Consider the following 12859-nt stretch of genomic DNA (forward strand, 5'->3'; position numbering starts at 1 on the left):
GCGACGGGGCGTGGGCATAGATGTCTTGATACAGAGAAATGAAGGCCCCCGGTGTCCGACGCCGGGGGCCTTCATCATCTTCATCTTTCATGTGTCTCGCCGCCCTACCGCGAGCGGGAGATCCAGTGAGAGGTTATTCAGTCATGCATTCGACTTCTGGGTTCAGAGCACTCGGCGAACTGCAGATGGTGTCTGGTAGACCGATCGCACGGTGATCCCGCGGCTCGGGTTGGAGGCATCGACCATCTGGCCGTTGCCCAGGTAGATGCCGACGTGGCCCGGAGCCGTGGCGCTGCCGAAGAACACCAGGTCCCCACGGCGCATATCGCCCACAGACACTGCCTGTCCTTCGTTGACCTGGCTGAACGTGGTGCGGCTCAGGCTGACTCCGGCCTGACCGAAGGCCTGCTGCACCAAGGACGAGCAGTCGAAGGCATTGGGGCCGTTGGCGCCCAGGACGTAGCGGACGTCACCACGGTTTGCCTGCGCCACCGCCCAGTTGATGGCGATCTCCGCACCGTTGGAGTTGCTGCTGGCCGGGACCACGTTCGTGGACTGTGACCGGCTCTGCGACTGGCTCTGCGACTGGCTCTGCGCAGGCGCAGGAGCCTGGGTGCGCTCCGGAGCGGGCGCCGGGGTGGGCTCGGGGGCTGGGGCCCGGGTGGGCTCCGGCTCCGGCTCGGGCTCTGGTTCGGGCTCTACCTGAGCTGAGAGGTAGTCCACGTGCCAGCGCATCTTGTTCCAGGATGCATTGCCATCGGCGTTGGTCAGTGCCCCGTTGTTCAGCACAGCCCGGTAGTAGTCCTGAGCGCCTCCGCTGAAGGAGGACTCCAGCTCAGCGCCCTGGCGCATCAGTGTCTGCATGCTGGTGCTGAGCTCATTGAACGAAGCGATGACCGGCTCTGGAGCAGGTGCAGGCTGTGGTTCCTCGGAAGGTGCGGCTTCCCCTTCCGCACCTTCCGAGGAAGTCTCTTCAGCGGCAGCAGCAGCGGCGGCTGCCTCCTCTGCGGCCTGAGCGGCGGCGGCCTCTTCGGCTTCGGCTGCTTCAGCGGCGGCCTGAGCGGCTGCTGCTTCCTCGGCTTCGGCTGCTTCAGCGGCGGCCTGAGCGGCTGCTGCTTCCTCGGCTTCGGCTGCTTCAGCGGCGGCCTCCTCGGCGGCCTGAGCCGCGGCTGCCTCTTCGACTTCGGCGGCGGCAGCTTCTTCAGCTTCAGCGGCGGCTGCCTCTTCAGCTTCGGCGGCGGCAGCTTCTTCAGCTTCAGCGGCGGCTGCCTCTTCAGCTTCGGCGGCAGCGGCCTCTTCGGCTTCGGCTGCTTCAGCGGCGGCCTCGTCGGTGATGCGCGCCTGCTCGGCGTCGGCCCGCAGCGTGGTGATCCGGTACGTCAGCTGTTCGTGATCGACCTGGCCGTCCTCGTCGATGAAGTCACTGTTGCCAAGGATCTGCTCGAAGAAGCTCTGCAGATCCCCTTCCCAGCCCTCGAGCTCCATCAGGGTCTCAAGCAGCCCCTGGAGCGTCTCTCCCACCTCTGCGACGTCAGTGCGCGTCGTCTCGGTGGCGCGATCTGCGTTCTCCTCCGCCTCTGCGGCGCTCGTGGAGTTCTGGCGCGCCTGCTCCGCGAGGCTCTCAGCCTCGGCGGCAGCCTGCTCAGCGGCGGCCGCGTCGAGCTCGGCCTGCTCCTGGAGCTGGGCATCGGTGGCGGCGTCTGCCAGGCTGTCTTCCTCGGTGAGCAGGACCTCAGCAGCGGAAGTCTCCGGCTCCTGGTACTCCTGGGCCGCAGCGGCCTGGGTCTCCTCCGCGGCGGTGCGAGCTTCATCAGCTTCCGCGGCCGCCTCGTCCGCCTCTACCTGCGCCTGGACAGCCGCCTGGTGCTGTTCCTGCATCGAAGTCTCCAGCTCCAGCGCGCGCTGGCTGGCCTGTGAGATGCGGTCGGAGATCTCATCGATCATCTGCTCGGTGGCCTGAGAAGAGTCTCGGGCGGTCGAGATCTCCTTGGCGGACGGAACCGCGGGGAGTTCAGTCAGGCTGACTGAATCGGCGGAATTGCGATCATTCTGTTCGACGGCAGTGGCGGCTCGGTCGGCCACCAGATCGGGGAGAGTTGTCCCGACCAACGCTGTCGTCACGACGGCGGCAGTGACTGCGGCCACCGCAAGATTGCGACGGTATTTCACGGTAGATCCTCACTTAGTCCTCACTGGGGAAGCGCCGCAGCCCGTCTCACGGGGCAAAGCTCGACTCGCGGGTGCCTCAGCTCGTGGACTCACGTGGCCAGGCGGACCTAAGGAAAGACAGTTGTGGAAACCCTCAATCAAAAAGGTGATCGCCGTGCGGTGATAGCCGTGTGATCCAGAGGCCGAAGCGTAACGATGGGAAACGCGAATCGAGCCTTTTGGCGCTACGCCGGCAACGATAGTTGTGGATTTGTCATGTTGGCAACAGGTCGTGTCGTTCCTGTGATCTAACTGTGAGGGCTACTTCCGCGTCATTCCAGGGATGTAGCGGGGTAAAGCATAAGGCTCAACCTTCAAGTAGGTTGAAGGTTGAGCCTCCCGGACATTGGAATGGCACTGTGCTAATGGCGTTATCCACGGCCGGTAATGCCGGCGGCTCGCGGCATTCAGCCCCAGCCGAGGCGGTGCAGAGTTTCGTCGTCGATGCCGAAGAAGTGCGCGACTTCGTGAATCACTGTGATGGTGACCTGATGGATCACTTCTTCCCGGCTGTGGCACATCTGCAGGATCGGCTCCTTATATAGGGTGATGCGATCCGGCATCGCCCAGCCTTCTGGGCCGCGCTCGGTGAGCGGTATGCCCTCATAGAGGCCCAGCAGCACGACTGAAGGGTCTTCCCATGACTGTGGCTGATACCGGTCCTCTACAAAGACCGCTACGTTGTCGAGCTGTGCGGCAAGGTCTGCAGGAATGCTGTCGAGCGCCTCAGTGGTGGCGGCGTCGAACTCCTCGTCACTCATGGAGAAAGCCATGGCTTCATCCTATGAGGACCGTCCGGATGTGCGAGTGCTCGGCGATCGATTTGCTCTGCGCGGGTGCTGGACCTAAACTTTTACAGGTTCCCACCAGGGATCGGGCCCCCATCGTCTAGCGGCCTAGGACACCGCCCTTTCACGGCGGCGGCACGGGTTCGAATCCCGTTGGGGGTACTCTGGTGAGACGGATCAGCGGGTCCGACTCGCAGGTCACGGTCTGAATCCGGCGGAAGTTGGATTTGGCCCAAAGGGGTGGAGCTGGTAAAGTTTCACTTCGTGCCTAGCGGCACACAGCAAGGCCCTGTAGCGCAGTTGGTTAGCGCGCCGCCCTGTCACGGCGGAGGTCGCGGGTTCAAGTCCCGTCAGGGTCGCTCCACTCTCTGAACAGAGGATCTGGCCGGAGAGCAAGTCGTCGCACTAGTCGGCGATCCTGGCTCTGTAGCTCAGTTGGTAGAGCGTTCGACTGAAAATCGAAAGGTCACCGGATCGACGCCGGTCGGAGCCACCTTTACCCGGCAACGGGAGAGAGAACCCCTGGATATCCAGGGGTTTTCTTGTGTCCGGGGGTACTCCCCAGCCGCGGCGGATCAGTCGGGGAACGGCGGCCGCCCAGGGTGGACCCGGTTCCCCGCTTGACGCCCTCGCGACAGGACTCACTAGACTCAGAACCCTGGCGCGCAGATGTCCGCGGCTGGCCTTTGTGAGTCTGATCCTTGATCGGATGCTCCGGGCGGCGCGCCGACCTTGTCATCTGGCCACAGTAGAGGGGGATCGTCATGGACCGTGTCGCTGAGCTCGAGGAGCAGGCAGCCGAGATCGCAGCAGCGGTGGGGAGGCTGCTTGCTGAGCGCGGGCTCACTCTTGCCGTCGCGGAGTCCCTGACCGGGGGCAAGCTGGCGAACCAGTTCGCCGCGGCGAAAGGGTCCGGCGAGTGGTTCGCTGGTGGCGTTGTGACCTACCAGACCATGTCGAAGCACCGTGTCTTGAATGTGCCTGAGGGGCCGGTGATCTCGGAGGAGGCAGTCCGGAGCATGGCCCAGGGTGTCACTGCCATGTTCGACGCCGATGTCGGCGTCGCTGCGAGCGGGGCGGGAGGTCCGGAGGGCCAAGAGGGTCAGGCCCCTGGGACCACCTGGTTGGCGGCCTCGGTGTCCGGCACCACGCGGACGCAGCTGCGGCATTTCTCCGGAGAGCCCCTCGAGATCCTGGCGCAGACCCAGCTGTATTCTCTGCGCCTGCTGCACTCTCTCCTGGCCGCAGCTTGATGGAGCTGCCCAGAAGACCGTGACCGGCGGCTCCGGCGCGAGCTGTGACTCAGTGACGCGAGTCGGCCCGCCTCATCCAGAGCTGAGGAGCCCCTGGAGAAGACGGGCCGAATTCGCGCGTGGTGGGCCGGACCGGCGGCTCAGTTCTTGATGTAGTCGTTGGGGTTCAGGACGAACTTCTTGGCCGCGCCCTTGTCGAATTCCGCATAGGCGGCCGGCGCGTCCGCCAGGGGTATCGCGGTGGCTTTCACAGCCTTGGCGATCTGGACCTTCTCCTGCAGGATGGCCTGCATCAGGTGACGGTTGTACTTCATCACCGGGCACTGACCGGTGGTGAAGGACAAGGACTTGGCCCATCCCAATCCGAGGCGAATCGAGAGCGAACCGACCTGGGCGGCTTCGTCGATGCCACCAGGGTCTCCGGTGACATAGAGTCCGGGAATCCCCAGCGCGCCTCCTGCCTCGGTGAGATCCATCAGCGAGTTCAGCACCGTTGCTGGAGCTTCCGTCGCCGAATCGGCGCCGTGTCCGCGCGCCTCGAAGCCCACCGCGTCGACACCGCACTCCACCTCTGGCACCCCGAGGATCTGCTCGATCTGGTCGCGGGGGTCACCCTTGGAGACATCCACCGTCTCACAGCCGAAGGAGCGGGCCTGGGCGAGGCGTTCCTCATTGAGGTCCCCGACGAGCACCGCGCCCGCTCCGAGCAGCTGGGCACCGACTGCAGCAGCCAACCCCACAGGTCCGGCACCGGCGATGTACACCGTGGACCCCGGGCCAACGCCTGCGGAGTAGGCGCCGTGGAAGCCGGTGGGGAAGATGTCCGAGAGCATGGTCAGATCGAGGATCTTCTCCAGCGCCTGATCACGGTCGGGGAACTTCAGCAGGTTCCAGTCGGCATACGGAGTGAGCACATACTCTGCCTGCCCGCCGACCCACCCTCCCATGTCCACATAGCCATAGGCGCTGCCCGGGCGATCCGGATTGACGTTGAGACAGATGCCGGTCTTGCGCTCCTTGCAGTTGCGACACCGTCCGCAGGAGATGTTGAACGGCACCGAGACGATGTCGCCGACCTTGATGAACTCGACGTCAGGGCCCACTTCGACGACTTCGCCGGTGATCTCATGCCCGAGAACCAGCCCAGCCGGTGCCGTGGTCCGCCCACGCACCATGTGCTGGTCGGAGCCACAGATGTTCGTCGCGACGGTCCGCAGCACGGCACCGTGCGGCACCTTGCGTCCGATGTTGGCGGGATTGACGCCGGGGCCGTCCTTGAGTTCAAAGTCCGGATAGGGGGTATCGATGACCTCCACGACTCCCGGGCTCTTATATGCGATTGCTCTGTTCTCAGACATTGCTATCCTCTCGCTGGACCGTGATAGGCGGGCTGCCTCACATGCCTCAAGTCTCTATCTGGGTGTGACGTGGCTCAATGACCAGGGGGGCGGGCTGTAGCCCTACCTTCGGGTAGGTCCTGTCAGTAGTATGCGAGCTATGGATCGCGTCACCCTCACAGACGGTCTGCTCCACCAGCTCTTCGACGTTCTGTCCTCGCCGCTGGGTTCGATAGTTCGAAGCCTTTCGGACCTGTTGAGTCCCATGGTCAACCACTCGGCACTGGTCATCTTCACCGCTGATGCCAGTGGCGGACGCATACAGTGCTCCGGGGACCCGGCGGTCCACCGCGGGGTGCGCGGGCTTGACCTGGACCAGCTGCGCGGGGCGACCGGCGGCGTGGAGGGCGTCCAGCCGACGGCCCTGAGGATCGGCGACGTCGAGCGCGCGGTCCTGCAGGTGCAGGCGCGCAATGGATCGCTCCTGGTGATCATCGACCCCGGTCCGGTGTCAGACGAGCAGCGACTTCTCGACGTCTGGAACATCGTCTCGCTGCATGTTCAGGAGCACGCAGACGAGGCGGGCCCGGACTACCTTCGCCACGCACGCTCCAGCGCCGGGGTGCGCCTGCAGGCACTGGGTGAGATCCAGGATGAGTATTCAGCGACCTTGGACGGGATCCTGGCTCCGCTGCGGGCTGGGCGGTTGTCTGACGCCTCGGCGCGGGACGCTGCCATTGCCCGATCCGCAGCGGGGCTGGATCGACTTCGGATGCTCAGCGAACACGCAAGCGCAGTGGCGCAGGAGCCGGCCTCGCTGGCCTTTGCCCGCTTGAAGGAGGAGCTGTGGTCCGCGGCCCGCTATTGGCACGTGGAACTGGAGTTCGTGGAGCCGACTCAGGGACACCACCCGGTTCCGGATGACATCGCCCGCGGCGCCCGGGCCGTGGTCCACCGGGTGATTCTCCGTCGCGTGGAGAGCCCGGGGATCACCCGGGTGCGGGTGCAGTGGGACTGCGACGGAGTCCAGCTGGTCGTCCACGTCCGCGACGACGGCGAGGGTGGTCCCACGGACCAGCAGGCGCTGCGCCAGATCGCCGAACAGCGAGTCCAGGCCCTCAGGGGCCAGCTGTCGGTGATCTCCACGACAGGCTGGGGTGCAGAGCTCTCAGCCCTGTTCCCGCTGGACCCTCCCCAGGTGGGACGCTCCGCCGCGGCCATCGCGGAGCTGCGCCCTCGGGAGAAGCAGGTGGCGAACCTGCTGGCATCGGGGAGCAGCAATCGCAGCATCGCCGAAGAGCTGGGCATCAGCGAGAACACCGTGAAGTTTCACATCTCTCGGATTCTGCACGCCCTCCAGGCAGACTCCCGCGCGGAGGCCATTGCCGCGCTCCTGACCGAGCCCTAGGCCCTGCCCAGGCGCCCCGGTGGCAACGTCCCGGCGCCCGGCCGAGACGCGCCCGCATGGCCGACGTCGTCGGTCGTCACTGCCGCAGAACGTCCTCGAGAATCCGCGCCTGAGGCAGCGAGAAGTGGTCCTCTCCTTCGGGGAACTCAGCCCGCACCTGCTCGAAACCCTGTTCGCGGTACCAGCTGGAACCCTCCTGAGCTGCGGTCAACGCGTCGAACGGGGCGTAGGGGACGCTGCCGTCGTCCAGGGTCCCGGTGATCCAGGTCAGATCAAGGGAGGCGCGCTGCTCAGCCGTCGGTTCCTCGCGCAGAGCCCCCGGTGACCCGCCACCGCCGATCATCACGGCGCCGCCGGTCACCGCCTGAGGGGTGCGCGGAAGCACCCCGTAGGTGATCATCTCCGCACCGCCGGAATATCCCATCCACCAGACATCCTCGGTGTCCGGGGCGTAGGTCTCAAGGACGCGTGTGCTCAGCAGGTCCTGGAGCCAGGGCAGGTTCGTTGAGATGTCTTCCCACCAGGTCTCCTCACCCTCCACATCAGGGGTCAGTGGGGCCAGCAGCATCATGTTGTGCGACGCGGCGACTGCGGCCAGGCAGTTCAACAGGCCATCGGGATCGGCATACTCAGCCCCACCGTCACCGTGGAGTCGAACCACCACGCCCACGGACTCATCGAAGTCCACGTCCCGGGTGTAGAGGTGGTAGCCACTGGTGACACCGTCGGCGGTGAACTCCTGATCGAGCTGGACCGCGCCCTCTGCACCGGCGGCCTCATTCTCGGCCCCACTGACCGGTTCCGGGTCCGCCCGAGGGTCCGGTGACGAGATCCCATGTTCTTCACACCGGGCCGGGCCCGCCGCGCTGGCCTCGGGGTCCTCGTCCTGACTCAGCGGCACCGTCGGGCCGAAGAACACGAGAAGCCCCAGAAGCACGAGGATCACCGCGAGCACGGCCGCGACCAGCACCGGGAGTCGTGCTAAACCTCTGGTCATAGCTGCAATCCTTGCCGTTGCGCCGCCGGGCGGCTCCGCGGGTATGCGGAGACACCAGCCGATCGGGCTGATGGGGTTCCTGCATCGGCCCGAGGGCTTCTGCGAGAAGTGTAAGAGATCGCGGCGGGGCAGGAGCGAGAGCCCTGCAACGGGGAGCACCGGGGTTTCATGGCTCAGGGCAGATCCGGGAGCTGGGCCCCGAACAACCAGTCCCGCAGCAGGGACCCCGCCGGGTGCCCTGTCACTCGCTGCGCATGTGTCAGGAAGTCTGCGGTGGACACGGTTCCGTGACGATTCAGCGCCGTCCAGGAACGCAGGGTCTGAAAGAACCCGTCCTCGCCCACATGGCATCGCAGGGCATGAAGGGTGAGGGCTCCACGCAGATAGACCCGATCGTCGAACATCCCCGGCCCGCCGGGGTCGGCCAGCACGATGTCCTGCGGCATCGATGCCAGCTGTTCGTAGGCCGCGTCTGCCCGTGAGTTGGCATCGGCCTGGTCGGAGGCCTCCGACCAGAGCCACTCGGCGTAGCTGGCGAAGCCCTCGTTGAGCCAGATGTCAGACCATTGATGCGGGGTCACCGAGTTGCCGAACCATTGGTGGGCGAGCTCATGGGCGATCAGGCGCTCCGAGTTCCATCCCGCGCCCAGATGGTTCGGCCCCAGAATCGAGAGCGGTTGGGATTCGAGCGGGATCTCCAGATCGTCATCGGTGACGACCACTTCGTAGGAGTCGAAGGGGTACTCGCCGAAGTGCTTCTCGAAGACCGTCAGCATCGCGTGCTGCTTGGCCAGTGCGTTCTGGCCCTGCCGCCAGAGGTGGTCCCCACAGGCCAGTCGGAGCGGGACCCTCGCGGATGTGTGGGTCTTGCTCGGCAGCGGGCCACGCCGGTACTGCCCGATCTGCACGGTTGCCAGGTAAGTCGCCAGTGGGGCTCTGGATTCCCAGGTCCACACGGTTCGGCCGTCGCCTGGGGTGCTGTGCAGGAGTTCGCCGTTGCTGATCGCGGTGTAGTCCGAGTCGACCTCGATGCTGCAGCGCCAGGTGGCCTTACTTCCGGGGTGATCGTTGCAGGGAAACCAGGTGGCAGCCCCGTTCGGCTGCCCCGCCACCAGCACGCCGTCGGTGAGCTCCTCCCAGCCGACTTCGCCCCAGGGCCCCTTTTGGACTCGGGGCTTGCCGGAGTAGGAGACCTCGATGATGACCGCGTCTTCAGCCGTCAGCGGGCTGCGCAGCACCAGCTTCGTGCGGGTCTGTTTGAAGCGGACCGCGCTGCCGTTGAGCTGCACCTGGCTGACCTTCAGGCCTCGCAGGTCGAGTGCGAGGGCGGAGGTGTCGGTGAGCACCTGCCCGTGCAGCACGGCCACCCCGAGGAGTCGGTTCGAGTAGATGTCATAGTCCAGCGTGAGGTCATAGTGATCCACACGCAGTTCAGCCGACCCAGAGGTCGGGGTATAGGGGTCGGGCTGGATCATGAGCGGGACACGCGTCCTTTGCGAAGATCATCTGTGTTGGGCTCACAGCCTCAAGAACTGCGAAAGGGTGTGAAGATGGGGTCATCCGTTCCTGGTCGGTGTGCAACGGGTTCAAGGCTTCAGGAGGCGCGACGATGGAGTGGACCTATAGCTCCGGCGGCAGCGCCGACTCGATCGTCCTCGCCCTGGTGGCCGAGGCGCACGGTGTCGACCCTGCTCGGGTGGAACTCGTCCCTCGCCGTGGGGCACCGGAAGCGAGGGTCGCCGGCAAGCGGGTAGAGGTCTCCAGATCGCGATCTCACGGGTGGATTGCGGCAGCCTGCGCCGGCCCCGGCGAAGCCAGCTCCCTGGGCATCGACATCGAGCTGATCGATCCCTTCCTGCGTTCGACGACGCAGCCGGCAGGATTCGCGGAGGTGATTCTGGCGCCGGAAGAATCTCCGTGGTTCCGTCTGACCGAGGGCCTTGACGACGCCGATCGACTCTACTGGCTGCTGCGCACCTGGGTGCGCAAGGAGGCGGTGCTGAAGTCGCTGCACATCGGCTTCGACGTCGGGCGTGGGGGTCTGCACCCCACGGCCGTGGTGCTCAACGAGCCCTGGGAGCCCCCGCTCTGTCTGAGTCATCCCGCAGTCACGCTGACCGACCTGCCGCGGAGCTCTCACTCTGCGCGCGATGCCCGGGAGGGCCTGCCCGTGATGCTTGCCCTGGCGGAGAATTCCGGACCGCTTCTGGACCCTCGCCGCTGAGCGAGTCTCCGGGTCGGCCTCTGCGTCGGAAACTTGAACCGGGTGTCGTCGAACCCGGATCGAGGTCGCTAGCGGCCCTGACCTTCGGAGCGCCGCCGGGGCCCTCGCGAACCCTCCTGGGTGCTCGAGAGCTCGGTCTTCTGCCGCCACCGTTCCTTCACGTCCTCGGGCAGGTCTTCCCATGGCTCCGCCTCCGACATCATCAGACCGGCAAGCAGCTTTCGTCGTTCGTCGTAGAGCGCTCTGCCTGCATCGTCCCGGTTACTGCGCACGCACCCCTCCGGCACCCTGGAAAACTCATGTCAGAAGTCGTGCGCCCGTGGCAACGCCAGCTTCTCGGTGCCAGTGTAATGGACCGGAAACCGCAGGCTATGCCGCCTTGCTAGCCGGGCGCCTTTCGCTGGATCCGCGCATAGACCCGATCCCGGACAGCGCGGGTGGCCACAGTGACTCCGCGCTCCAACGGGCCGGAATCCTTGAAATGCAGCCAGATCATGGCGAAGCCTACGGCCGCCGCGGTCTGCACGATGAGCGACGCCCAGGGCGCCTGGGCGAGCAGGCCGGTGGCCAGCACCAGCAGATGTGCGCTGTACAGGGTCAAGGTCATGCTTCCGATGGCCGTCAGCGGCCGGAGTGCGCGGCCGGCGAACCTGCCGATCAGAAGCATCGCGCCGAGCGCGGCCGCCGCGACTCCGAGGGAGTGGAACACCTCGAACGGGGTGGCGGTGTACGGTGCCAAGACGGTGAGCCACCACCACGTCGTCGTCGGGAGTTCCGGAAAAGGCCCCCAGATGAGGAAGTCTTGGATCTCGGTCGCAGACCACGGGGTGGCGGCCATCAGCTGCTCCCGACCCCCCAGTGGGCCCTGGAGCAGAGCAGAGGTCAGCCAGGCGCCCAAGGCCGTGAGGACGCCGGCGACGAAGAGTCGGAGCGCGGTCCGCTTGTCCCGCAGGTCCAGACGGCCCAGGGCGAGTCCCGCACAGACGTAGGCCATCCATGGGATGACCGGGAAGCTGCCGGTGAAGAGCACCACGCTGAGGAACGTCACCGGTTCGGTGAACAGGGTGGTCAGGGTGGGGTCGTAGCCGGAGAGGTCAGGAAGGACGTCTCGCGTGAGGTGCACGAGGATCGGGCCCAGCACTGCGATGCCGATGGCGAGAGCCGCCAGAGCTCTGGGTGAGAGCCGAAGCAGCGGGATGGCCAGCAGAAACATGGCCCCGTAGTAGACCAGGATGATCGCCGCAGGGGGATCCACAGCGGCGAGGAGCATCCCCAGGACGGCGATCAGGGCGGCCCGGACGAGAAGACCAGCTCGAGAAGCAGTCAGCGCGCTCCCGCTGAGCGGGCGGGGACCACCAGTCAGGAAGGCCAGCGTGAGTCCGGCCAGGAGGGCGAAGAGTGTGGCTGCCACGCCTGAGAACGCAGACCAGACGAGGGTCGGGTCTCCGTTCTCATCCCAGGCAGGCAGGATATGGATCGCCATCATGCCCAGCAGCGCGAGGCCGCGAGCCGCATCGACCCCGGTGAGGCGGCGTCTGCGCTTGTCCGCGGTCAAGGCTCCTGCGGCGGGCGAGCTCGATGGTGTGCCGGTCGGGAGGCCGCTGCTGGTGCCCCTCACTGCAGCCTCAGGCTCAGAACGGGTCCGGTTCGGCCAGAGTCGGCGTCGCGGACATCCGCCGCCGAGGGGCGATGCGGAATCACCCGATCCGGGATGCCGGAGGCGACCAGGTCCAGCGAGAGCTGCTTTCTCTGTGACTCGTCCAAGTTCACCAGAGGCAGCCGTACCGGGCCGCCTGGCAGCCCCTGCATGGCCAGTGCTGCCTTGACCGAGGCAGCTGCCGGAGCCCGGAACATTCCCTCGTAGACGGCAAGGAGCTGGCGGTGGATCCCTGCCGCCTGCGCCGTCCTGCCCTGCAGATGGCACTGCCGCAGGCAGCGCAGCAGATCCGCGGCGACGTGTCCGACGACCGAGACGAACCCGACCGCTCCGATCGAGAGCAGCGGGAGGTTCAGCACATCCTCCCCCGAGTAGTAGGTCAGACCAGTGTGCTGCATGACCCAGGAGCTCGCGGCGAGATCGCCCTTGGCGTCCTTGACCGCGATGATCCGCGGGTGCTCAGCAGCGGCCAGCAGGGTCTCGCGATCAATGGCCACCCCGGTACGACGCGGGATGTCGTAGAGCATGACCGGCAGCGAGGTGCTCTCGGCGATGGCGGTGAAGTGTCGCAGCAGACCAGCCTGGCTTGGGCGGCAGTAATACGGTGCGACCACCATCAACCCATCGGCACCGGCGCTCGCGGCCGCCTGCGCCAGCTCGATGCTGTGCTGAGTGCTGGCCACACCTACCCCGGCGATCACCGAGGCTCGCCCCCCGACCGCGGCGGAGACCGTCCTGATCATGGCCGTCTTCTCTGCATCTGTGGTGCTGATCGACTCGCCGGTGGTGCCGTTGACCACCAGCCCGTCGTTCCAGCCGTCGCGGGTGAGCCAGCGCGCGAGGTCGCGAGCACCTTCGAGGTCCAGCTGCCCGAATTCGTCGAAGGGGGTCACCATGGCCGTCATCACCGTGCCGAACTGCGGGGTGATCCGGAACCTGAGATCGGGTGTCAATTCCATCGTGTCTCCTTCTTCGGCACTTTCTGTG

The 12859-nt window shown here is 66.0% G+C and carries 11 protein-coding genes and 3 tRNA genes; 6 read left to right on the top strand and 8 right to left on the bottom strand.

All coding sequences use genetic code 11. The features are described from left to right. Nucleotides 1-162 precede the first annotated feature (162 nt). Together HNR11_RS14255 and HNR11_RS05670 are read right to left on the bottom strand one after the other, a co-directional pair. The gene (locus HNR11_RS14255) at nt 163-2169 is read right to left on the bottom strand and encodes an NlpC/P60 family protein (RefSeq protein WP_179441482.1); all 2007 of its coding nucleotides are present in this window, start codon (nt 2167-2169) and stop codon (nt 163-165) included. A 446-nt stretch (nt 2170-2615) separates the two neighbouring features. Further along, entirely contained in the window at nt 2616-2981 is a 366-nt protein-coding gene (locus tag HNR11_RS05670; protein WP_179441483.1) for a metallopeptidase family protein, read from the bottom strand. Nucleotides 2982-3085: 104 nt separating this feature from the next. Between HNR11_RS05670 and HNR11_RS05675 the strand changes: the two genes are divergently transcribed. The 4 genes from HNR11_RS05675 to HNR11_RS05690 all read left to right on the top strand — a co-directional run bounded on the left by HNR11_RS05675 (nt 3086) and on the right by HNR11_RS05690 (nt 4249). Continuing rightward, nucleotides 3086-3158, top strand: a tRNA-Glu gene (locus HNR11_RS05675). A 123-nt stretch (nt 3159-3281) separates the two neighbouring features. Beyond that, nucleotides 3282-3355 (top strand) — tRNA-Asp (locus HNR11_RS05680). Nucleotides 3356-3416: 61 nt separating this feature from the next. Next, nucleotides 3417-3489: transfer RNA gene (locus HNR11_RS05685), tRNA-Phe, on the top strand. A 271-nt stretch (nt 3490-3760) separates the two neighbouring features. Continuing rightward, nucleotides 3761-4249 (top strand): CinA family protein, encoded by a 489-nt coding sequence (locus HNR11_RS05690; RefSeq protein ID WP_179441484.1) that lies wholly within the window; start codon nt 3761-3763, stop codon nt 4247-4249. A 140-nt stretch (nt 4250-4389) separates the two neighbouring features. Here the strand turns inward: HNR11_RS05690 and fdhA are convergent, their stop codons facing one another. Further along, entirely contained in the window at nt 4390-5607 is a 1218-nt protein-coding gene (fdhA, locus tag HNR11_RS05695) for a formaldehyde dehydrogenase, glutathione-independent (RefSeq protein WP_179441485.1), read from the bottom strand. 139 nt (nt 5608-5746) lie between these two features. Between fdhA and HNR11_RS05700 the strand changes: the two genes are divergently transcribed. Beyond that, a complete protein-coding gene (locus tag HNR11_RS05700) occupies nt 5747-6994 on the top strand; it encodes a helix-turn-helix transcriptional regulator (protein WP_179441486.1) in 1248 nt (415 codons plus the stop codon). Nucleotides 6995-7070: 76 nt separating this feature from the next. Here the strand turns inward: HNR11_RS05700 and HNR11_RS05705 are convergent, their stop codons facing one another. Then, nucleotides 7071-7991 (bottom strand): alpha/beta hydrolase, encoded by a 921-nt coding sequence (locus HNR11_RS05705; RefSeq protein WP_179441487.1) that lies wholly within the window; start codon nt 7989-7991, stop codon nt 7071-7073. A 173-nt stretch (nt 7992-8164) separates the two neighbouring features. Beyond that, nucleotides 8165-9466, bottom strand: a complete 1302-nt coding sequence (locus HNR11_RS05710) for a M1 family metallopeptidase (protein ID WP_179441488.1) — start codon at nt 9464-9466, stop codon at nt 8165-8167. A 134-nt stretch (nt 9467-9600) separates the two neighbouring features. Between HNR11_RS05710 and HNR11_RS05715 the strand changes: the two genes are divergently transcribed. Further along, nucleotides 9601-10215 (top strand): 4'-phosphopantetheinyl transferase family protein, encoded by a 615-nt coding sequence (locus HNR11_RS05715; RefSeq protein ID WP_179441489.1) that lies wholly within the window; start codon nt 9601-9603, stop codon nt 10213-10215. 68 nt (nt 10216-10283) lie between these two features. Here the strand turns inward: HNR11_RS05715 and HNR11_RS05720 are convergent, their stop codons facing one another. From HNR11_RS05720 to dapA, 3 genes are all read right to left on the bottom strand, one after another. Next, nucleotides 10284-10487, bottom strand: coding sequence for a hypothetical protein (locus tag HNR11_RS05720; protein WP_179441490.1), 204 nt, complete (start codon nt 10485-10487; stop codon nt 10284-10286). A 110-nt stretch (nt 10488-10597) separates the two neighbouring features. Then, the gene (locus tag HNR11_RS05725; protein WP_179441491.1) at nt 10598-11770 is read right to left on the bottom strand and encodes a heparan-alpha-glucosaminide N-acetyltransferase domain-containing protein; all 1173 of its coding nucleotides are present in this window, start codon (nt 11768-11770) and stop codon (nt 10598-10600) included. Between the two features lie 59 nt (nt 11771-11829). Next, nucleotides 11830-12831: a 4-hydroxy-tetrahydrodipicolinate synthase gene (gene dapA, locus HNR11_RS05730; protein ID WP_179441492.1), complete on the bottom strand. Its 1002-nt coding sequence runs from the start codon at nt 12829-12831 to the stop codon at nt 11830-11832. Between the last annotated feature and the right edge of the window lie 28 nt (nt 12832-12859).

Source organism: Nesterenkonia sandarakina (assembly GCF_013410215.1).
Lineage (GTDB): Bacteria > Actinomycetota > Actinomycetes > Actinomycetales > Micrococcaceae > Nesterenkonia > Nesterenkonia sandarakina.